This is a genomic window from Enterobacter sp. SA187, assembly GCF_001888805.2.
In the GTDB taxonomy this organism is placed as follows: domain Bacteria; phylum Pseudomonadota; class Gammaproteobacteria; order Enterobacterales; family Enterobacteriaceae; genus Enterobacter_D.
Genome location: NZ_CP019113.1, coordinates 1,380,577 through 1,401,716, shown reverse-complemented (window position 1 = coordinate 1,401,716; position 21,140 = coordinate 1,380,577). Strand labels below are relative to the sequence as shown.

General features: G+C 58.2%; 18 protein-coding genes. 6 read left to right on the top strand and 12 right to left on the bottom strand.

The genetic code is table 11. The features are described from left to right. Positions 1 to 12: 12 nt before the first annotated feature. The 3 genes from ubiE to udp all read right to left on the bottom strand — a co-directional run bounded on the left by ubiE (position 13) and on the right by udp (position 3,214). Positions 13 to 780 (bottom strand): bifunctional demethylmenaquinone methyltransferase/2-methoxy-6-polyprenyl-1,4-benzoquinol methylase UbiE, encoded by a 768-nt coding sequence (ubiE, locus tag BMF08_RS06735; RefSeq protein ID WP_072571497.1) that lies wholly within the window; start codon positions 778 to 780, stop codon positions 13 to 15. A gap of 66 nt (positions 781 to 846) precedes the next feature. After that, the gene (rmuC, locus tag BMF08_RS06730; protein ID WP_072571496.1) at positions 847 to 2,307 is read right to left on the bottom strand and encodes a DNA recombination protein RmuC; all 1,461 of its coding nucleotides are present in this window, start codon (positions 2,305 to 2,307) and stop codon (positions 847 to 849) included. 145 nt (positions 2,308 to 2,452) lie between these two features. Further along, a complete protein-coding gene (udp, locus tag BMF08_RS06725; protein ID WP_072571495.1) occupies positions 2,453 to 3,214 on the bottom strand; it encodes a uridine phosphorylase in 762 nt (253 codons plus the stop codon). A gap of 268 nt (positions 3,215 to 3,482) precedes the next feature. Between udp and BMF08_RS06720 the strand changes: the two genes are divergently transcribed. From BMF08_RS06720 to BMF08_RS06705, 4 genes are all read left to right on the top strand, one after another. Continuing rightward, on the top strand, positions 3,483 to 4,295 hold the full coding sequence (locus tag BMF08_RS06720) for a dienelactone hydrolase family protein (protein WP_072571494.1): 813 nt from the start codon (positions 3,483 to 3,485) through the stop codon (positions 4,293 to 4,295). Between the two features lie 223 nt (positions 4,296 to 4,518). Next, positions 4,519 to 6,333: a beta-glucoside-specific PTS transporter subunit IIABC gene (locus tag BMF08_RS06715; RefSeq protein ID WP_072571493.1), complete on the top strand. Its 1,815-nt coding sequence runs from the start codon at positions 4,519 to 4,521 to the stop codon at positions 6,331 to 6,333. Then, entirely contained in the window at positions 6,333 to 7,796 is a 1,464-nt protein-coding gene (locus BMF08_RS06710; protein ID WP_072571492.1) for a glycoside hydrolase family 1 protein, read from the top strand. Before BMF08_RS06715 ends, BMF08_RS06710 begins: the two co-directional genes overlap by 1 nt. Positions 7,797 to 7,822: 26 nt before the next feature. Then, the gene (locus BMF08_RS06705; protein ID WP_072571491.1) at positions 7,823 to 8,656 is read left to right on the top strand and encodes a PRD domain-containing protein; all 834 of its coding nucleotides are present in this window, start codon (positions 7,823 to 7,825) and stop codon (positions 8,654 to 8,656) included. 3 nt (positions 8,657 to 8,659) lie between these two features. On the opposite strand, the gene BMF08_RS06700 is transcribed toward BMF08_RS06705, so the two are convergent. The 6 genes from BMF08_RS06700 to BMF08_RS06675 are packed head-to-tail and all read right to left on the bottom strand — an operon-like array spanning position 8,660 to position 14,423. Then, positions 8,660 to 9,115 (bottom strand): phosphatase domain-containing protein, encoded by a 456-nt coding sequence (locus BMF08_RS06700; RefSeq protein ID WP_072571490.1) that lies wholly within the window; start codon positions 9,113 to 9,115, stop codon positions 8,660 to 8,662. Beyond that, entirely contained in the window at positions 9,105 to 9,662 is a 558-nt protein-coding gene (locus tag BMF08_RS06695) for a histidine phosphatase family protein (RefSeq protein WP_072571489.1), read from the bottom strand. The genes BMF08_RS06700 and BMF08_RS06695 overlap by 11 nt, the downstream gene beginning before the upstream one ends. Then, entirely contained in the window at positions 9,653 to 10,717 is a 1,065-nt protein-coding gene (locus BMF08_RS06690; protein ID WP_072571488.1) for an MBL fold metallo-hydrolase, read from the bottom strand. The genes BMF08_RS06695 and BMF08_RS06690 overlap by 10 nt, the downstream gene beginning before the upstream one ends. Continuing rightward, on the bottom strand, positions 10,714 to 11,742 hold the full coding sequence (locus tag BMF08_RS06685) for an ABC transporter ATP-binding protein (protein ID WP_072571487.1): 1,029 nt from the start codon (positions 11,740 to 11,742) through the stop codon (positions 10,714 to 10,716). Before BMF08_RS06685 ends, BMF08_RS06690 begins: the two co-directional genes overlap by 4 nt. Continuing rightward, entirely contained in the window at positions 11,730 to 13,433 is a 1,704-nt protein-coding gene (locus tag BMF08_RS06680; RefSeq protein ID WP_072571515.1) for an ABC transporter permease, read from the bottom strand. The genes BMF08_RS06685 and BMF08_RS06680 overlap by 13 nt, the downstream gene beginning before the upstream one ends. 12 nt (positions 13,434 to 13,445) lie before the next feature. Then, the gene (locus BMF08_RS06675; RefSeq protein ID WP_072571486.1) at positions 13,446 to 14,423 is read right to left on the bottom strand and encodes an ABC transporter substrate-binding protein; all 978 of its coding nucleotides are present in this window, start codon (positions 14,421 to 14,423) and stop codon (positions 13,446 to 13,448) included. Positions 14,424 to 14,557: 134 nt separating this feature from the next. On the opposite strand from BMF08_RS06675, the gene BMF08_RS06670 reads away from it, so the two are divergent. After that, positions 14,558 to 15,316, top strand: a complete 759-nt coding sequence (locus BMF08_RS06670; protein ID WP_072571485.1) for a DeoR/GlpR family DNA-binding transcription regulator — start codon at positions 14,558 to 14,560, stop codon at positions 15,314 to 15,316. Positions 15,317 to 15,346: 30 nt separating this feature from the next. On the opposite strand, the gene BMF08_RS06665 is transcribed toward BMF08_RS06670, so the two are convergent. After that, positions 15,347 to 17,407 carry an AsmA family protein gene (locus BMF08_RS06665; RefSeq protein WP_072571484.1) on the bottom strand — a complete coding sequence of 687 codons (2,061 nt, stop codon included), beginning with the start codon at positions 17,405 to 17,407 and terminating at the stop codon, positions 15,347 to 15,349. 100 nt (positions 17,408 to 17,507) lie between these two features. Next, positions 17,508 to 18,278 carry a cyclic-guanylate-specific phosphodiesterase gene (gene pdeH, locus BMF08_RS06660; protein WP_072571483.1) on the bottom strand — a complete coding sequence of 257 codons (771 nt, stop codon included), beginning with the start codon at positions 18,276 to 18,278 and terminating at the stop codon, positions 17,508 to 17,510. 235 nt (positions 18,279 to 18,513) lie between these two features. Here pdeH and BMF08_RS06655 point away from each other — a divergent pair, with 235 nt between their 5' ends. Beyond that, the gene (locus tag BMF08_RS06655; protein ID WP_072571482.1) at positions 18,514 to 19,443 is read left to right on the top strand and encodes a sugar kinase; all 930 of its coding nucleotides are present in this window, start codon (positions 18,514 to 18,516) and stop codon (positions 19,441 to 19,443) included. A gap of 36 nt (positions 19,444 to 19,479) precedes the next feature. Here the strand turns inward: BMF08_RS06655 and BMF08_RS06650 are convergent, their stop codons facing one another. Beyond that, positions 19,480 to 20,973, bottom strand: coding sequence for a M16 family metallopeptidase (locus tag BMF08_RS06650; protein ID WP_072571481.1), 1,494 nt, complete (start codon positions 20,971 to 20,973; stop codon positions 19,480 to 19,482). Between the last annotated feature and the right edge of the window lie 167 nt (positions 20,974 to 21,140).

Sequence of the window (21,140 nt, the reverse complement as noted above, 5' to 3'; positions counted from 1 at the left end):
GGCAGACTCCTGTCAGAACTTATAACCACGATGCAGGGCAACGATACCGGCGGTCAGATTGTAGTAATCGACATTTTCAAAGCCCGCGTCCTGCATCATCGCCTTCAGCGTATCCTGATTGGGATGCATACGAATGGATTCTGCCAGATAACGATAGCTACCGGCGTCGCTGGCAACCAGTTCGCCGATGCGCGGCAGAATATGGAACGAGTAGGCGTCATAGGCTTTACTCAGCGGCTCGATAACCGGTTTGGAGAATTCCAGCACCAGCAGACGACCGCCCGGCTTCAGCACGCGGAACATTGAACGCAGCGCTTTCTCTTTATCGGTCACGTTACGCAGACCAAAGGAGATAGTAATGCAGTCAAAGGTGTTATCCGGGAACGGCAGCGCTTCGGCATTCGCCTGTACATATTCAACGTTGCCGATGACGCCAATATTACGCAGCTTGTCGCGGCCCACTTTCAGCATCGAGTCGTTAATATCTGCCAGCACCACTTGCCCGGTTTCACCCACCAGACGCGAGAATTTCGCCGTCAGATCACCGGTGCCGCCTGCCAGATCGAGCACTTTCTGCCCACGGCGCACGCCGCTGCAATCGATCGTAAAACGCTTCCATAAACGATGGATGCCAAAGGACATCAGATCGTTCATGACATCGTATTTTGCCGCCACGGAATGAAATACGTGCGCCACCATGTCAGCTTTCTGCGTTTTGGCGACGGTCTGATAACCAAAGTGGGTCGTGTCCTGTGAAGTTTCTTGTCGATCTTCCGCCATCTCAGTGCCTGCTTATCAAGAAATTGTTCGTGAAGTGTAACAGATTGGGCGCAATTGCCCTATGTTTCAACCGCCTTGCGATACGCGCTCCGGGCTGTCATTCACCGCGGCTCGCGTAGCTAATTCATTGTCTTCCTGAGATTCTTCAGCGTCCGGCTCACCGGCACGCAAACGAAACTCCTCGTCCTGGGCGGTGGCCTGTTCAACCAAATCCGGATTAATCTCGCGTTTGACCTCCACCCCCAGCCCGCGAAACGCCTCGGCCTGCGCCAGCAGATTGCCGCGCCCGGAGGTGAGTTTTTTCATCGCCTGGCGGTAGTTATCCTGCGCTTTATCCAGCCCCTGGCCGATGGACGACATATCATCCACAAACAGGCGCATTTTGTCGTACAGGCGGCTGGCGCGGTCGGCGATCTGCTGGGCGTTGCGGCTTTGATGCTCGTAGCGCCAGAGATTAGCAATGGTGCGCAGCGCCACCAGCAGGGTGGTGGGGCTGACCAGCATGATATTGTTTTTCAATGCTTCGTTGATCAGCTCCGGCTGCCGATCCAGCGCCAGCAAAAACGCCGGTTCGACGGGGATAAACATCAGCACGTAATCCAGCGAACGCAGCCCCGGCAATTGCTGATAATCCTTGCGGCCCAGCAGACGAATGTGGCTGCGCACCGAGGCGAGGTGCTCCTGCAACGCGGTTTCGCGGGTATAGTCTTCTTCGGCGTTAAAATAGCGCTCGTAGGCCACCAGCGTCATTTTGGCGTCAATCACCACGTCTTTACCCTGCGGCAGACGGACAATCACATCCGGCTGCATACGCGCCCGCGCGTCGGTCTCGATACTGACCTGGGTTTCGTACTCATAACCGTGCCGCAAGCCGGACGCCTCCAGCACACGGGTTAACACCACTTCGCCCCAGTTGCCCTGGGTTTTGTTATCGCCCTTGAGGGCGCGGGTGAGGTTCACCGCTTCCTGCGCCATCTGCGCGTTCAGTTGCTGGAGATTGCGGATCTCGTGCGCCAGCGTGTGCCGCTCGCGCGCCTCCTGCCCAAAGCTGTCCTGTACCTGACGACGAAAACCGTCCAGCTGTTCGCGCAGCGGCGTCAGTAAACTGCCGAGGCTCTGGCGGTTCTGCTCATCCACCCGGCGGTTGCTCTGTTCAAAAATGCGGTTGGCGAGGTTTTCGAACTGCTCGCTGAGGCGCTGTTCACTGTTGATCATCTGGCGGATTTTGTCTTCCGCATGCAGTTGGGTGGATTCAAGACGGGTGGTGACTTCGCGCAGATCGGCTTCCAGCGAGGTATTAATTTCCCGCAGGCTGCGCAGTTCGTTATTCAGCAGTTCGCACTCGTTGCGCCAGTGCTGGTTCTGCGCCAGCTGTTGTCTGGCCGCGCTTAATTCGATGTCCAGTTCCCGGCGATCTTCGAGCAGATCGGCCCGCAGCTGATCGGCGCGCGATTTCATGGCCAGCCATCCCAGCATGACGCCGCCCAGCAGCGCTGCCGCCACGCTTAACAGTATTGAAATATCCACATCTTCCCCTGCAAAAATCACTGTCCGGTGCAAAGTAAGATTGTGCTGTACAGATGTCCACCTGGGAAGGGATTTCCTGCGAGGCGCTACGCAAAAAGAAAGGGCCGAATGGATCGGCCCTGGAAATGGAGGTAAAAAACGCGAACTACAGCAGGCGACGCGCCGCTTCCACAACGATTTTCACCGCGTGACTTTCGGTCTGCTTCATGGTTTCCGCGTTCGGGATCTCCTGCTGGGTGCGGTTAACGATCACGCCCGCCACCATACCGGCGCGCAGGCCCTGGCTTGAACACATGGTCAGCAGCGTGGCGGATTCCATTTCGTAGTTCATTACGCCCATGGACTGCCACTCTTCCATGGAACCTTTGTAGCGTTTTACCACGCGGCCAGAGAAGGTGTCATAACGTTCCTGACCCGGATAGAAGGTGTCAGAAGAGGCGGTCACGCCGATGTGCGTGGTGGCGCCGACGGACTTCGCCGCCTCGACCAGCGCCGTGGTGCAGGCAAAATCAGCGACGGCCGGGTATTCCATCGGCGCAAAGTGCAGGCTGGCGCCGTCAAGGCGTACAGAGGCGGTGGTCACCAGCACGTCGCCGACGTTAATGTGCGGCTGGATCGCCCCGGTGGTGCCGACGCGCAGGAAAGTACGAATGCCCAGCTGCGCCAGCTCTTCCACGGCGATAGAGGTGGACGGGCCGCCGATACCGGTGGAGCACACGATCACCGGCTTGCCGTCCAGTTCAGCGCGCCAGGAGGTGAATTCGCGGTGCGATGCCAGCTTAACCGGCTTATCCATCAGCGCGGCGATCTTTTCCACTCGCTCCGGGTCGCCAGGGACGATGGCAAGCGTAGCCCCTTGTAAATCGTTTTTAGTGAGGCCGAGGTGAAAAACATCAGACTGTGACATAGGTGACTCCTCTGTAGATCGGTTTGTCAGAAGTAGCAAAAAGGTACTTTACAGAAGCTGCACGTTAAATTTCGTGACAACCATCACCGCCAATAAAATTGTTTGCAGTGGTTTTCCATAAAATAGTGATATACATCACATTAACATGTTCGTCAGCCGGGCACTCCTCAAAAGATAGCCGCTTTCATGAGCGCTGTATTTTAGACGGCTGACTATAGTTATTTATTGCGCTACTTTTTTGCACCACTACAAGGGTACGGAGATCGCCATGACCACTGACAAACAACCCGGCTTTGCCCCTGCTGCTTCGCCCCATGCCTCCACCGCCATCACGACTGCTGACGACGGTATTGTAGCGGGTCTGACGTCCATCCCCTCGCGGGGAGACAATATGCCTGCCTACCACGCCCGTCCGGCAGAGGCTGCCGGCGCGCTGCCGGTGGTGATTGTCATCCAGGAAATTTTTGGCGTGCATGAGCACATCCGCGATCTCTGCCGTCGCCTGGCGAAGGAAGGCTATCTTGCCGTGGCGCCGGAGCTCTATTTCCGTCAGGGGGATCCGAATGCGTATGACGATATTCCGACCCTGTTCAGCGAACTGGTTTCAAAGGTGCCGGACGCGCAGGTGCTGGCGGATCTGGATCACGTCGCCAACTGGGCTGCGCGCAACGGCGGCGATCCGCACCGCCTGCTGGCGACCGGTTTTTGCTGGGGCGGCCGCATCGCCTGGCTGTATGCCGCGCACAATCCGCAGCTGAAAGCGGCGGTGGCGTGGTACGGCAAACTGGTGGGGGATAAAACCATGAACTCGCCGTCGCATCCGGTGGATATTGCCACCGAACTCACCGCCCCGGTGCTTGGTCTTTACGGCGCGCAGGACTCCAGTATTCCGCAGGACACTGTCGATACCATGCGCCAGGCGCTGCGGGCGGCTAACGCCACGGCGGAAATCGTGGTTTATCCCGATGCCGGGCATGCCTTTAACGCCGATTATCGCCCGAGCTACCACGCCGAATCCGCGCAGGATGGCTGGCAGCGCATGCTGACCTGGTTTGCACGCTACGGCGCGAAAAAAAGCTGAAACTGCACCTCGTCGCCCGTTCACAAAAGGGCGGCGAGTTGTTAATCAGCTCACAGTTATGCATCGTTCGCGCGGTGGATGTTTGACTTTCAGTACGTTCTGCGACGATATAAAAGGCTAAGGCGTGTTACTACGTTACGTAGGCAAGACCTGAAGCCTTCCCTCTCTGCACAGTGGGGGAAGGCTTCAGGTTTTTTTTTGCGCCAAATAAATGAGGCCTGATATGAACCACTTACAGACAGCTCTGGATATCATCGCCCACATTGGGGGCGCAGAAAACATTGCCCATATTGAGCACTGCTCCACACGGTTACGGCTCAGCCTGCACGATAACGCCAGAGTGGATCAGCCCGCGCTGGAAAGCATTCCCGGCGTGTTAGGCATACGGGTCAACGTACAGTGTCAGGTGATCATCGGCCACGACGTCGTGCAGGTTTACGATGCGGTAAGATCGCTTGTGGGCGCGCCGCAACAGGCCACACCGTCCGCAACCGATAAAGTCAGCCGTGGCGCAAAGATAGTGGATTTTGTGATCAGCGTTTTTCAGCCGCTGGTGCCGGCCATTGCGGGCGGCGGCGTGCTCAAGTCGCTGCTGCTGTTGCTGGATCTGATGGGCTGGCTGACGCGGGACTCATCCACCTATAAAGTGCTGGATAACATCGGTTCCGCACCGCTCTATTTCCTGCCCATTCTCGTCGCCATCACCACCGCCATGAAGCTGAAAGTTAACGTGCTGGTGGCGGTGTCGGCGGTATCGGTGATGGTGCTGCCCGCCATGTCGAAGCAGCTGGCAGAAGGCGCGACCTTTTTATCGCTTGATTTACAGAACGTTGCCTATGCCTCGCAGGTATTCCCGGCGATTTTATGCGTGCTGTTTTATGCGCAGACGGAAAAAATCTTCAACCGCTACTCCCCCGGCGCGCTGCGTATTTTTCTCTCGCCGATGCTGTCGCTGCTGGTCACTGTCCCCGTTACGCTGCTGATTTTAGGCCCGCTGGGTTACGAACTGGGGGCCGGACTGGCAACGGTGATCTTATGGCTCTACGGCAAACTGGGATTCGTGGCGACGGGCCTGCTGGCAGCGGCGTTACCCTTTATGGTGGCCGCCGGAATGCACAAACCCATGCTGCCTTACGCCGTGGCGTCGATGAGCCAGTTCGGGCGCGAAATGCTCTACCTGCCCGCGTCGCTGGCGCATAACATCGCCGAATCCGGCGCCTGTTTTGCCATTGCCCTGAAGAGCAAAGACAGGGCGCTGAAATCCACGGCGATTTCCGCCGGGATTTCCGCCCTGTTCGGCATTACGGAACCCGCGCTTTACGGCGTCACGCTGCTGCATAAAAAAGCGCTCTATAGCGTGATTGCCGGTAGCGTGATTGGCGGCGCCTTTATCGGCTGGATGGCGATTGAAGCCTTCGCGCTGGTCGGCCCCGGCCTTGCCAGCATCTCCATGTTCGTCTCACCAACCAATCCCATGAATATTCTCTGGGCCTTTGCCGGTGGCGGCCTGTCCTTCGCCATTGCCTTTTTCGCCGCCCTGCTGCTGTGGCGGGATAAAACGCCGCAGGCCGCTGAACGTCAGCTGGATTTCGCGCCGCCGGTGGAGGGGAAAATCATCCCGCTGGAGCGCGTTGCGGACGATGTCTTCTCAAAGCGCATCATGGGCGACGGCATCGCCATCATCCCTTCGCAGGGCATACTGCGTGCGCCTGCCAGCGGCACCATCATGAACGTTTTTGACACGGGCCATGCGGTCAGTCTGCTGACCGATGACGGCGTGGAGCTGATTTTTCATATCGGTATCGACACCATCAAACTGAACGGTCAGGGCTTTCACCCGCAGGTGAGCGAAGGCCAGCACGTCAGCACCGGCGATGTTCTGGTCCGTTTTGATCTTGATGACATCGTGGCGGCCGGATTCGATCCGGTGGTGATGATGATCGTCACCAACAGCGAACGCTTTGCCATTGCCCCCGCCGCGCGCGGGGCGCAATCCACTCATCCTCACATCATCATGACGTTAAAGGAGTCCGTGTAATGGATAAATATTCTGGCTTTCCGCAGGGTTTTTTATGGGGCGGTGCCATTGCCGCGAATCAGGCGGAAGGCGCGTGGAATGTTGACGGCAAAGGGCCATCCGTGGCCGACGCCATCACCTGGAAACCGAATCTTTCCCTGAAAAGCTATGATGGTCACCTGGCGCTGAGCGATGAAAACGTCAGCGATGCCTTAACCGGCCAAAACGACGCGCTCTACCCGAAACGGCGCGGCATCGACTTTTACCACCGCTATAAAGGCGACATTGCGCTGTTCGCCGAGATGGGCTTTAAGGTGCTGCGCGTGTCCATTGCCTGGTCGCGCATTTTCCCCACCGGTGAAGACGCTGAGCCGAACGAGGCGGGCCTGCAATTTTACGACGATCTGTTCCGCGAGCTGCGCCACTACAACATTGAACCGCTGGTGACGCTTTCGCATTATGAAATGCCGCTGGCGCTGAGCGAAAAATATAACGGCTGGGTGCACCGCAACGTGCTGGACGCCTTTGTGCGCTTCTCAAATGTCTGTTTCGACCGCTATAAAGATGTGGTGCGTTACTGGCTGACGTTTAACGAAATCGACAGCATCCATCGCCATCCGTTTACCACTGCGGGGATCCGCGAAGATAAAAGCGCGCCGGGCAAGGCGAAGCAGGATATTTATCAGGGGCTGCATCACCAGTTTGTCGCCTCGGCGCTGGTGACCCGCGACTGCCATGCCAAAATCCCCGGCAGCCAGGTGGGTTGTATGCTCACCAAACTGACCACGTATCCCTACAGCTGCCGCCCGGAGGATGTGGAAGCGACGCTGAAGAAAAACCTCGAAAACTACTTCTATGCCGATGTGCAGGTGTCTGGCGAATACCCGCCGCTGATTTTGCGCGACCTCGAACGCCGCGACATTCATATCGCTATGCAGCCGGAGGATAAGGCGATCCTCAAAGCCCATACCGTGGATTTCGTGTCGTTCAGCTATTACATGTCTCTTACTGAAAGCACCCAGCCAGACGTCGAGCGCACGCCGGGCAACACCATTCTTGGCGTGAAGAACCCACATCTTCCGGCGTCCGAGTGGGGCTGGCAGATCGATCCCGTGGGGCTGAAAATCTCGCTGCTGGAGCTTTACGACCGCTATAAAAAACCGCTGTTTATCGTTGAAAACGGCCTGGGCGCGAAAGACGTGGTGGAAAATGGCGAAATCCATGACAGCTACCGTATCGACTATTTCCGCGCCCACTTTGCGCAAACGCTGGCGGCGATTAACGAAGGCGTGGAGGTGATGGGCTTCACCACCTGGGGGCCGATTGACATCATCAGCGCCGGGACGTCGCAAATGTCTAAGCGCTATGGCTTTATCTATGTCGATCAGGATGATGAAGGTAATGGCTCGCTGGAACGTCTGCGTAAAGACTCGTTCTGGTGGTATAAGAAAGTGATCGCCAGCAACGGGGCCGACCTCGACTAACGGCTGTAAAGCCGCAGGAATTGACCGTGATAACAGTAAAAAAGTCGCTGAATAACAGTATGCTGCTGGTCGACTATGACCAGCAGGAGATGATCCTGTTCGGTAAGGGCATCGGGTTTGGCAGCAAACCCGGCGAGCTTATCGACATTGCGCAGGTGGAAAAGATCTTCCTGCCGCTGGCGGATCTGAAATCCCGGCACTTTTTATCGCTGACGGACACCATTCCTGCGGCTTTTTTTGAGCTTACCCACGACATCATCACGCAGATCCAGCAGGCGTATGTGGAAAAGCTCAACGCCGTGCTGTTCTTTACCCTCGCCGAGCACCTGTGGTTTGCCGTAGAACGCTGCCGTAAAGATCAGCCGTTTTTTAACAAGCTCAGCTGGGAAGTGAAGCGGTATTATCAGAAAGAGTATCTGTTAGGCCAGCAGGCGATGCAGCAGGTGAACGCCCGCTTTGCCGTCACGCTGCCGGATGATGAGGCGGTGAATATCGCTTTTCATATTATCAACGCGACGGGCAGTAGCGATCAGGCCAGCGCCCACCAGCAGGTGGAACTGGTCAACCGCATCGCGGAGATCGTGCGCTATAAGCTCAATAAAAATCTCGACATCAACTCGGTAAACTACAACCGTTTTATTACCCACCTGCGCTACTTTGCCGAGCGGCTGATTGCCGGCAACGTCACTGCCAGTGACACCGACGATTTCTATCAGGAACTGCTGCGCCATCGCCCGGACGCCATGAACGTCGCCTGGGCGATCCGCGACTATGTGCAGGAAAAATATCAGCTCACACTGCCAAAGGATGAGCTGACCTGGCTGAGTATTCACATCAGCCGGTTAATGGAAGCCCCCTGACAGCTAGAAATCCCCCGGCGCGCATTGCAGGCAGGTCAGCCCTTCGGCCCGCCAGAAATCCACCACCGCCTGGCGGTCATCGATCACCAGCCAGGGCTGATAACCATCCTCGCGAATGCGCTGCAACAGGCGCTTTTTTACCACTTCATCAGCAAGATGATCTTCATCGTCCGGCCGCAGATAGAGCGCATCAAACGGGATACTGTGCTGCTCCAGCCATGTCTGCGTGTAGTGCTGATAACTGGCCGGGCGTCCGCTGCAAATAACGATTTTTTGCTGCTGAGCGCTGAGGATGCCAACAAGACGGGCTACCGCCACCCCTGGCAGCGCCTGGGCCATATGTTCAAAAAACGGCAGCCACTGCTTCTCTTCGCCCAGTACCCACTGACGCACAGCTTCTGCATCAAATTCGGCGAGTGTGCCGTCAATATCGACAATCACGCACTCTTCATACGACATAACGTTCCTCCAGCGGGACAATTTCCCATTCGCCAGCCCGCAGGCCTGGCATGATCCACATCGGTACAACATTCCCCATACGTTCGCCGTATGGCGTGCCGGTGGCATACAGATTAATGACCCGGAAGATCCCGGAATGCGCCACCAGCAGCGGCGTCTCGTGGGCGGTAAGCAGAAGGTTCAGCGCGCTGGTGACGCGATCGCAAAATGCCTGCCATGATTCGCCGTGCGGCGGCGTCTGTTCATAGGGCGGTTGCGAGGCAATGGGCATCCCTTCCAGGTCACCCCAGTCCCGCTCCCGCAGATCGTCGACCAGGGTCAGGGGCTGGCCCGGCAGCGCCAGTTCAGCGGTACGACGAGCGCGCAGCAACGGGCTGACGGCAATGCAACTCCAGCGCTGGCGCATCAGCAGCGCCGAGGCGGCACGCGCCTGTTCTTCGCCGCGCGCGGTCAGCGGCACATCGCTGCGCCCCCCGATCCGCTGTGCAAGATTAAGCGGTGTCTCGCCGTGGCGCACCAGCACAAACGGCTTACAGATTAATGACATACTTCCCTCTCAATGGTGCTGTCGGTGATGATGGTGCAGCCCAGCGCCTGCTGCCAGCGCGACACATCGTCCAGAGGCGTAAACAGCGGAGCCAGCGCATGACAGCCGAGCATCATCACCAGACGTTGCAGACAGCGCCGCGTCGGGTGGACGTTCCAGCGGCAAAAGTCCACCTCGCCGCTCTGCCACTGCTGGCGGGCGCGCGGGTTCATGTGGCCGGTAAAAAGGGTGCGATGATAAAAATCCGGCTGCGCGCGTAATGCCCCGGCCATGCCGGTTTGTCCGTCAGGATCGGCGGCGAGGATCAGCGGCGCGGTCACGGAAAACGGCGGCAGTTGCTGGCGCAGCGCGCGTAAGCCTGCCTGCACGCCGGTCTGTAAACTGCCGTCATCGTACTCTGCCATCGCCGTCAGCATCGCCCGGCAGTCGTCGTCCAGCGTCATCGCCAGCCGTCCAGCCTGCGCTTCAAGCAGCGCGATTTCCACTGCGCGACCTGACGGCGGCACCGGGCATAAAGTCGGCTGACGCAGATACGCGGCAACGTGCGCGCGCTGCTGCGATTGCGGGGTGTCATACAATCCGTAAGAGGCATCCACCAGCGCAATCTCTGCGCGCGGCGGGGGATCGAAGCGAAACAGCGCCGACTCCATACTGATATCGCCGCTGTAAAACAGACCGCCCGGTACATCGAAATGAAACCAGACGCCGCCATAGGCATGGCCGCAACTGCCGGTAGTCACGGTAAGATCGCCAAGCCGGAACTGACCACGTACCGCAATCACCTGAACAGAGCGGTGCGCGGGCAGCGATCGGGCCGTCACCGCGCTACAGTAAACCGGAACGTGCGGCGGCAGATGGCACAGCCCGGCGATATGATCAATGTGATCGTGACTCAGCAATACCGCATCCAGATTATCCGGCACCGCCCAGTCGTCGCTCTCTGTATCAAGCGCCCCGCCCGCATCCAGCAAAATGCGCTGCGACGGCGTGCTGAGTAAAATGGCGGCGGGCGCTTTCTGGTTAAGTCCGCTGATGATCTCGATGCGAAAGTTCACGCGGCCTCCAGACGCCAGCCCTGATGCAGCCGCACCGCCACCGCCTGCTGTACATCCAGCGGCGAATGGTGAAACGCGCTCAGCTGCTGACCGTCCGCCAGACGCAGCGCCAGCAGATAACGCTCGCCCTGATAAATGCAGCTCTCCACTTCAGCATGCAGGCCGTCCTGCGCCACTTCGACATGCTCGGGGCGCACCAGCACCTGCTGACACAGCCCCGCGGCCCCGGCGCTTAATGCCCGGTGCAATTCGCCGCCGTTAAGCTGGCGGTCATCAGCCTGCGCCCTGACGTCCAGCACGCTGCCTTTGCCGATAAAACGCGCCACCCAGGCGCTGTGCGGATGCTGATACAGCCCCTGCGGCGTGCCCCACTGCATCAGCTCCCCTTTATGCATCACCGCGATATGGCTTGCCAGCGCCATCGCTTCGGCCTGATCGTGCGTCACATAGACAAAGGTCGCGCCGGTACGGCGATGAAATTCACGGAACGTCTGCTCCATGGTGGCGCGCAGATGCCGGTCGAGGTTAGCCAGCGGCTCATCAAGCAGCACCACCTGCGGCTCCGACACCAGACAGCGCGCCAGCGCCACCCGTTGCCGCTGCCCGCCGCTTAACGCCTGCGGGGAACGGTCGGCGTACGCGCCCAGCTCCACCACCTCCAGCGCCGCCATCACCTGTTTCTGTCGCGCCGCGCCCTGCACTTTTTTCAGCTTTAACGGATAGCCCACGTTTTCCGCCACCGTCATGTGCGGCCACAGGGCATAGGACTGAAACACCATCCCCATGTTGCGCACCTCCGGCGGCAGATGGATTTTTTCATCCGCCAGCAGGCGATCGCCGAGCCATAACCGCCCGTGGCTCAGATGCTCAAGCCCGGCCAGAATACGCAGCGTCGTGGTTTTGCCGCAGCCGCTCGGCCCGAGCAACGCCGTAAACGCCCCCTGCGGAATGGTGAGGTGCAGATCGCGAACCACGGTCTGTTCGCCGAAGGTTTTGCCAAGCCCCTCCAGTTTCAGTTCTGCCACGGGATAACTCCTTTGGGAAGATAGCGACCCAGGCCGCTTAATAACAACATCACACAGGTCACCAGCGCCACCACCAGCACCGACACCGCCGACGCCAGCACTTTATTGCCGCTCTCATCGAGGTTGAAAATCACCACGCCGATGGTCTCCTTGCCTGCGCTCCACAGCAGCGCCGAAACGGTGAGTTCATTCACGGCGGTGAGAAAGACCAGCAGCGCGCCGGCAAAGGCGGCCGGGGCCAGCAACGGCAGCACAATATGGCGCAGACGCTGGGAAAAATTCGCGCCGGCGAGGCTGGCGGCCTCCTCCATCGCCGGATCCAGTTGCAGCATGCTGTTATGCACCGGTTTCAGGCAGACGGTGAGAAAGCGCGCCAGATAGGCGATGAAGATGATCATCAGCGTACCGCTGAGGCTGACGTTAAGCAGCGGCAGCGGGCGCGAGAACAGCAGGATAATGGCGATCGCCAGCACCACGCCCGGCAGGGTGTAGGGAATATCGATGGCGTTTTGCAGCCAGCGCAGCGGGCGACTGGCGTAGCGCACCAGCAGCCAGGCCAGCGGCAGGGCGATCAGCATCAGCAGCAGCGCGGCGGAAACCGACAGCACCATACTGTTGGTGAGCGCGCGCCAGGTGGCGCTCTGGTTATCGAACATCGCATGCCAGGCGGCGAACGTCAGGGTTTGGCTATTGAGCGGTACGCCGAGAGTCGGCACCAGTGAGGTGGCGATCAGCGCCAGCAGCGGCAGCAGCAAAATGGCGAACAGCACCACCGCCAGCAGCGATTCCGTCGCCAGCCGCCATTTACCCAGCTGGAAATCCAGCGACCGCCCCGCCATGCCGATCAACGGCAGCGCGTGGCGTCGCTGCATCACGCCCTGTAAGGACACAATGCCAATCGCCAGCACGCCCATCAGCACCGACAGCGCCGCCACGTCACTGAGCATTGACGGGCCGAAGCTGGAGAGCGTCTGGTAAATCTGGATCGGCAGTACGAAATACGAGATGGGAATACCGAGCATCGCCGGAATGCCGAAGTTGCCGAGCGCGGAAACAAAGGCAATCGCCGCCCCCGCCCACAGCGCGGTGCGGCACAGCGGTAGCACAATATCGACGAACACGCGCCACAGCGACGCGCCGTTCAGCCGTGCGGCCTCGATCTGCTCTTTGGGCAGACACTGCAACTGGGTGCGCAGCGCCAGAAAGACCAGAGGCGCATGCTGGATCCCCAGCAGCAGGGCGATACCTTCGGCGGAATAGAGCGGATTCGGGCTGCCGAACGACGGCGCAAGGCCAATGCTGTTCAGCAGAATGCTGCCGGGGCCAAAGAGTTGCAGCCAGCTGAGCGCCGTCACCTGCGGCGGGATCATCATCGGCAGCATAAACAGGAACACCCACATCTGTTTCAGGCGGATGTTGGTCAGCGCCAGACAAAAGGCGAACAGACTGCCCAGCAGCAACGACAACAGCGTGCCAAGCCCGCTGGTATAGAGGCTGTTATAGAGCGCCGTCCAGGTCGATGGATTGCTCAGCACGCGGCCTAAACTGCTGTTGCTGCCCTGCTGCCAGTCCAGCAGCGCGGCCATTAACAGACGCAGGCTGGGCAACAGGCTCAGCAGCGCCACAATGCACAGCAATAACCACAGCAGCCCTTTCGGCGGGCCGCTGCTGGTCGGTTGACGAAGGGTCATGATGCTCATCGGTTATTTGCTGCCAAACAGATCGCTGAAGCGTTTTTTGTTCGGCTCCGCGTCGGCCAGCGCTCTGGCGGCATCGAACGGCATCAGTTTGATGCTGTCGCGCGGCGGGAAACCGGCGGGTACCGGCAGGCGGGCGTCCGCAGGCAGATAGCCCTGTTGCAGCACCAGTCGCTGCCCCGCGTCGGAGAGAACGAAATCAATAAAGGCGTGCGCCGCCTGCGGATTTTTGGCGCTCTTCATCACCGCCACCGGCTCGGTGACCATGCTGACGCCTTCCGACGGGAAGACGAAATCAATAGGCGCGCCTTTTGCTTTCTCGCGGATCGCCATGTAATCCACCAGCACGCCGTAGGCTTTGTTGCCGGAGGTGATGGCGCTCATCACCGCCCCGTTACCGCTCTGCGGCATCGCGCCGTTGGCTTTCAGTTTTTCGTAATAGGCCCAGCCCAGCTGCGGGGTGTTCATCAATGCGGCCATATGGATTTGCGCCGCGCCGGAGTAAAGCGGGCTGGGCAGCGTGGTCATATTTTTCAGCTCCGGCTTCAGCAGATCCTGCCAGGATGAGGGTTTGACTGGCGCTTTGGTGTGATAAGCGATGCCGGTAGTGATGAGTTTGGTGCCGTAGTAAAAGCCCGCTTTATCATACAGCTGCGCGTCATAGCGACTGGCTTCCGGGGAGTGATAGGCCGCCAGCAAATCCTGCTGCTTTAGGGATTCCATGGTTACACTGTCAGCGATGAGCAGCACATCCGGCGCGTCGCCGCCTGCCGCCATCTCCGCCTGTAAGCGCGCGGTCAGTTTGGTGGTTCCGTCGCGGATCCATTTCACTTCAATATCCGGGTGCGCTTTCTCAAACGCATTGACCGTCATTTGCGCGTCTTCACTCGGCTGGCTGGTGTAGAGCGTGAGCGTGCTTTTTGCCAGTGCCTGTCCGCTCAGTGTTGCCAGTACAACGGCCGCCAGCGCTAATTTTTTACTCATTTCCGTTTCCCCTCGGTTTTCGTTGTGATGATTAAAACAGGCCAATCTGACAAAAATATGACCATCTCCTTTCGTAGTAATATTTTCATATTGGCGCGGTAACCTTGTGGGAAATCGTATTGAAGGAAAGTGAGATGACTCCAGAAATCCGCCGGACTGCCATCGTTGAACTGGTCACCGGGCGCGGCGAAATCAGCATTGAACAGCTGGCCCACTACTTTGGCGTATCGCTGCAAACGGTACGCAGCGATTTGCGCACGCTCACCTCGCAGGGTTTGCTGCTGCGCCGTCACGGTGTGGTCGCCCCTTTCGCGCGCGAAAATATTGGTTATCAGCAGCGGGAGATTGTGAATATTAGCGGTAAGCGCTGGATCGGCGAGCGCACTGCGCAACTGCTGAGCCGCTGGCAAAGCTGTTTTCTTGGCACCGGCACAACGGTGGAAATGGTGGCCCATGCGCTGCCCGCTGATTCCCGTCTGGCGGTGTTCACCAATAATCTGCACGCCGCGTTGCCGCTCAGTCAGCGGGAACAGTGCGCGCTGACAATTGCCGGGGGGCGAATTCGTAAGCGTGATTTAGATGTGATTGGCGGCGATGCGCTGGCCTTTTTTAGCCGCTACCGGGTGGATATGGGCGTGGTATCCGTTGGCGGACTCAGTGACGCGGGGGAGCTGTTCGATTTTAACGATGATGAGGTGGCCGCGCGTCATGCGCTGGTGGCGAGCGCGGCGTTAACCGTGCTGGTGGTGGACAGCAGTAAGTTTGGCCGCACCGCCGTCTGCCAGAACGGCACCCTGTCAGACTTCGATTTTGTGGTCAGCGACCGACCGCCGACGCCGCGGCAATCGGCGCTCATTACTCAGGGCGCAACGCAATGGCTGTGCCGCGAATAACCCCTTCCCCTGGCGGGAAAGGGGACTTTCTTAGCGTTTCATCTGCGAAAGAATATTACTGCACTGGTTTTCCTGACCTTCCGACGGGGAGATCAGCGCCAGCAGCGCAGCGGCTGGCGTCACCAGCGTGGCCAGCGCGGCGGCGACCGCACCACGGGCGATCAGCGGACCAGCCTTCACGCCCGCCTGCGGATCTTTGAACGAGCCGCGCACGTACAGCGGCGATCGCAGCGTGACGATACGTATGCCCTTACTTTCCGGATTGATGGTCAGATCCAGCTGTTCAGACGCCATGCTGGCGGTGCCGGTAACGTTGATAATGGCGTTTTCCGTATCGAAGGCGAAAATACTCGGGCGCGCCACGCCGTTAACCAGATCCATGTTCGCCGCCGCACAGTTCACCCGCACTTCGTCGTCGCCAAAGATCTGCCCGACAATAAAGTTACCGACGTTCAGCCCGAGAATTTCCATCAGGTTACGGCTGATGACGCCGTCGTTCATCAGCAGCTTGAGATTACCGTTGCTGGTGCCGAGCAGCGCGGCGATGGAGTTGCCGGTGCCGCGGAATTCCGCGTCGCCGTTCATCTCGCCAATGGTTTTCTGCATCAGCTCCACATCCGGCATCAGCTCTTTCAGCTTCAGACGACGCGCCTGAATATCCGCCCGCCCCTGCATCGGCTTTTTATCGCCTTCCAGGTGGATATTGGAATTGATGGTGCCGCCCGCCATGCCGAACTTCAGCGGCTGCAAACGCAGATCGGCGTTTTTAAGGATGATATGCGTGGAAAGATCGCTCAATGGCAGCGAACTGCCGTGCTCAATGCGACGCCCTTTGAAGCGCACATCGGCGTCCATCACGTCCCACTTGTCGGTTTCGAAGCGGTCATAGGGCAGCACTTTGCCCGCCGGCTGGTTAGTTTTCTCGCCTTTTTTCTCTTCCGAGCGTTTTGACTGCTCTGCGCCTTTACCGGTATCAACCCCGATCAGCGGCCCCAGATCCGCCAGACGCAGCTGGCGGGATTCCAGATCGCCTTCCAGTTTCGGACGCGGTTTGCCGGTGGTGTAAGTCAGCGAGCCGTGAATGTCGCTGTCGCCGATGCGACCATTAAAGTTGCGATAATCGTAAACCGAGGTTTTTTCAGCGTCGATTTTTGCCACCAGACGGCCGTCGGTTTCAAACGGCGGGGTGTCCGGCAGCAGGACGCCGGTGAGATCGTACAGCTCGCCCAGGGAATCCCCGGCGAATTTCAGTTTCAGATCGACGCCGCCCATTTTCATCGGATCGCTCACCGTACCGACAAAAGCCACGCGGGTATTGCCGGAACGGAAATCCGCCTGCACCGGGAACGGCGTGCCTTCGCTTTTCAGCGCCAGCATACCGCCGATCTTACCGCTGCCGGTCAGCGGCTGTCCGTTGTAGCGTCCTTTGGCCTTCAGGCCGAACACGTAGTCGCCGACTTTGGCGTTTTTGTCTTTATCCGATCCGGTGACTTCACTGAAAGGCAGCGGTTTGCCCAGCGGATCGACAAGGATCTCAATGTCCGCGCGGCTGACCTTATCGTCAATATCAATGCGGCCACGATCGAAAAGAATGTTGTCCAGCTGGAATGACCACGACGATGGCTGCGCGTTTTCATCTTTTGGCTTGTCGTCGCTGGCAAGATTGAAGGTCCAGTTATTGTTTTTTTCCGAAAGGCGGATCAGCCTCGCGTCCGGCTGCTGGAATTTGATCCACGGCAGGTAAACGGTCTTGGTGAGCAGCGCCAGCGGCGCGAGCGTCGCTTCAACGCGCGGCAAATGCACCATGGTGACAGCAGGAATATCAGGAGGGTTGCCGAGTACCACGTCTTCCGCGTGCACATGCGGCCAGGGGATCCAGCTGCGCCAGCCGGTTTCCTGTTTCTGGCGCTCCCACACCACGCCAAGATCGCCGCGAATGGCAAAGGGACGGTTCAGCTCGGTTGAGACTTTTTCGTTAATGGTGGGCTTGAGCCGGTTCCAGTCAAATGTCGCAATGACGATGATCGCAATGACGATCAACAATACGAGGGTTCCAATGACGGCGGTTATAATTTTGCCTGTTTTAGTCATTCCTGCTTCCTTCCTGTCTTTTCCTGCCTCTTTTAAAGATAGCTGAGGCTGACAAAAAGGGCAGAATGACTGCGTAATCAGCGGGATATTACCGCCAGCATCACAGGGCCAGGATCACACGATGCAGATTTTCCAGTGGAACCGGACGGGAGAGGAAATAGCCCTGCGCCGCTGCCGCAGGGGAGGCCTGTACGTCGCGCCACTCTTCCAGCGTTTCAATACCTTCCACGATCACGCCCTGACAATAGTGGTTCATCAGTTGCAGCAACTGCGTGAACAGATTGCGGCCTTCCGGGGTCTGACGCAGCATGATGAACAGATCGCGGGCGACTTTAATGTAGTCGTAACGCACTTCGCTCAGCGCCGAGAAGTTGGCCATGCCGGTGCCGAAATCATCCAGCCACAGCGGGCAAATCTCACAGATTGCCGCAAAGGAGACGTCATCCGGCAGGCGGATATGCTCCACCAGCTCGAAACGCAGCCACGGCAGCGTGTTAATCAGATCGATCAACGATTCATGCTGGCGCATCGCCAGCAGCGTCGGCCCGTCGACGTTCACCGATGCCAGAATGCCGTGCCGCATAAAAAAATCATGCTGACGGGCGAGCAGCGTGATCTGCTCCTCCACCACGTCAACACGCTGACGCACCGCCACTTCCGCGAAGTAACGATCGGGCGCAATGCGTTGTGTGGGATCGGATGGATGCGTGACGATGGTCAGGACCTCAATCGCCATCAGATGGCCATCGGTTTTGTAGATCGGCTGATAAGTATAAGCACGTTCGCACTGCAACCAGTACCGTCGCTCCTGCAAGCTTTCAATGCTCGCCTCCGGAATGTTTAGCCGCTGGATAACCTGCTTTAACTTCATTATCAGTCTGTCCTGTTGATTGAGTGAGTGGCCTGTCGGAACTCGTCCTTGAGTTATCGGCGGGGAGGGACAGAACTTTATGTTCACTTAAAAGGCAATATGGAAAATCAGGCAGCAGAATCTGCACGTTATACGCGCCAGCTCAAAAAATTTATGGAACGTTGTTTTAATATGATTGACCATGAAACACCCGCAACGCAAACTACTGTCCATCACTCCGATTCAGGTTACGACTATGTCCAGGAAAATTGCCGTCATTGGCGAATGCATGATTGAACTGTCACAAAAAGGCTCCGAAGTTAACCGTGGCTTTGGTGGCGATACCTTAAATACTTCGGTTTATATCGCCCGCCAGGTCGCTCCGGAAGCGCTGACGGTGCACTACGTTACCGCCCTCGGCACGGACAATTTCAGCCAGCAGATGCTGGACGCCTGGCAGAGTGAAAAGGTGGATACGGATCTGACGCAGCGCATGGAAAACCGCCTGCCGGGTCTTTATTACATCGAAACCGACAGCACCGGCGAACGCACCTTCTATTACTGGCGTAACGAAGCGGCGGCAAAATTCTGGCTGGAAAGCGAACAGTCTGCCGCCATCTGCGAAGAGCTGGCAACCTTTGATTACCTGTATCTGAGCGGTATCAGCCTTGCCATCTTAAGCCCGGCCAGCCGTGACAAACTGCTGTCGTTGCTGCGTGAATGCCGCGCCAACGGCGGTAAAGTGATTTTCGATAACAACTATCGTCCGCGCCTGTGGGCCAGCAAAGAAGAGACGCAGCAGGTGTACCAGCAGATGCTGGAGTGCACCGACATCGCCTTCCTGACGCTGGATGATGAAGACGCCCTGTGGGGACAGCAGCCGGTTGAAGACGTCATCGCCCGTACCCATGCGGCGGGTGTGACGGAAGTGGTGGTGAAACGAGGTGCAGAGTCCTGCCTGGTGTCGGTCGCCGGAGAAGCGGTGATTGATGTACCGGCGGTGAAACTGCCAAAAGAGAAAGTGATTGATACCACCGCGGCGGGCGATTCGTTCAGCGCAGGCTATCTGGCGGTGCGTCTGACGGGCGGCGATGCGGAAGCTGCCGCCAGACGCGGGCATCTGACGGCCAGTACGGTGATCCAGTATCGCGGCGCGATTATTCCGCGCGAGGCGATGCCGCAGTAAAAATAAATCCCCTCTCCCCTGGGGAGAGGGTTATTTCTAACGCTGGGCCGGCGGAATATCCGACACGTCCTGATGCGTATCGTCATTCACCGGGACAGGCGCATGGGTGGCGGGAGACATAATGTTTTCCCAGGTGGCCTGCAAATCCTTCATATTGACCTCCTGCTCACCCTTAGGTTGCAGCAGTATCAATGCCATTTCCTGTGATAACTGCTGGCGCAGATCCTGATTCAGCATTTCCAGCGTCAGGCTGTTCAGGAAATCCTGACGCAGCTTCTGATACTGTTCCGGCGCGATATCCACCACCTGATTTTGCAGCGAACGCATACGCTGGCTGATCAGCACATCGGTATCGGTGCGGGCATAGGTCGCGAACAGTTTTTGCAGCTCCAGATTCTTCTGCGCCACCAGCGCGTTGAACTCTTCCTGCGCCAGGCCGTTATCGCGCACTTTCGCCAGCTCCCGGGCGATAGCGCCAAGATTGCTGTTCAGCTTGTCATTCGGGGATTCGACGTTGATCGCGCACTGGGCGCGCTGGAACAGTACCCGGCAGTCAAAGCCGAGGCCAATGTCTTTAGCGTTGTTTTTGCTGAGCGTCTGCTGCACATGCCAGAACAAGGCTTCGCGGGCTAGATCGGCGCGCCAGTAGCGTAACAGCACGGCGGATTCGCGGATTGGCTGCCAGGCGGTGTCCCACATAATGGAGAGTCGATCCTGGCGCACCGCGTCGCTCATAATGCTTACGGATTCACGCGGTAACGGCGATAAGGTCGGCACCGGCGCCGGGGTACTGCGCTTGCCCTTCAGCTCGCCGAAGGTTTTGTTGATTTGTTCGGAAACGGCGCGGCTGTCGATATTGCCCACCACGATCAGCGTCATGGCATCCGGGGTGTACCACTTCTGGTAGAACGACTTCACCTGTTCGGTATCCACCGGCTGCCTGAGCGGGTCGGCGGGATCGTGGCCCAGCAAAGACGAGCCCTTCAGACGGTAACGCCACCAGCTGTCTTTCGTATCCTGCGGCCAGGTCGCCACCATGTCCTGGCTGGCGAGAGCGTGGTTTACGGTTTCCGGGGTGATGGTGAGTTTGCCTGCGGTATCTGCCAGATAAGCCAGCGACTCTTTCAGCAGATCGTTACGGTTATTCGGCAGGCTCAGGTTAAACATCGTGTATTCGTAAGAAACTATCGCGGGCGGTAGCGGGCGTTTGGGATCGATGCCCTGCTGCCATAGCGAACGCGCCTGGGCAGGCTCAAGGCCGCCGCTGTGCGTCAGCGCAATACGGGGAATAAAATGGCTGAAGCCGCTCTGCTGGGTGCTTTCAGTAAGGGAGCCGGTATTAATTAACAGGCGAATTTCGATACGATCGCTGGGGCGCTGGGGCGTGGACAACACCTGCCACTGAAAACCGTTTGCCAGCGTTCCCTGTTGCCAGGCCGGGTCGGGCTGGAGCGCATCTGCCTGCACATGACTGGCGGCAACCATCATCAGCACGCCGCCAGTGAAGAGTCGAATTTTTGTGCCCTGCATGTGAACCCCTGATCAACATTCCTGGTTAAATGACCGCCTCATTGCCGGGCAGTCTAAGAGATGACGACTAAACACTTCGTGTTAGACAGCGTAAAAAGCGAAACGTCACGCCGGGAAGTGAAATTTTGGGTAATTATGCGCAGGAGCCCGCCGCCCCACAAGGGACG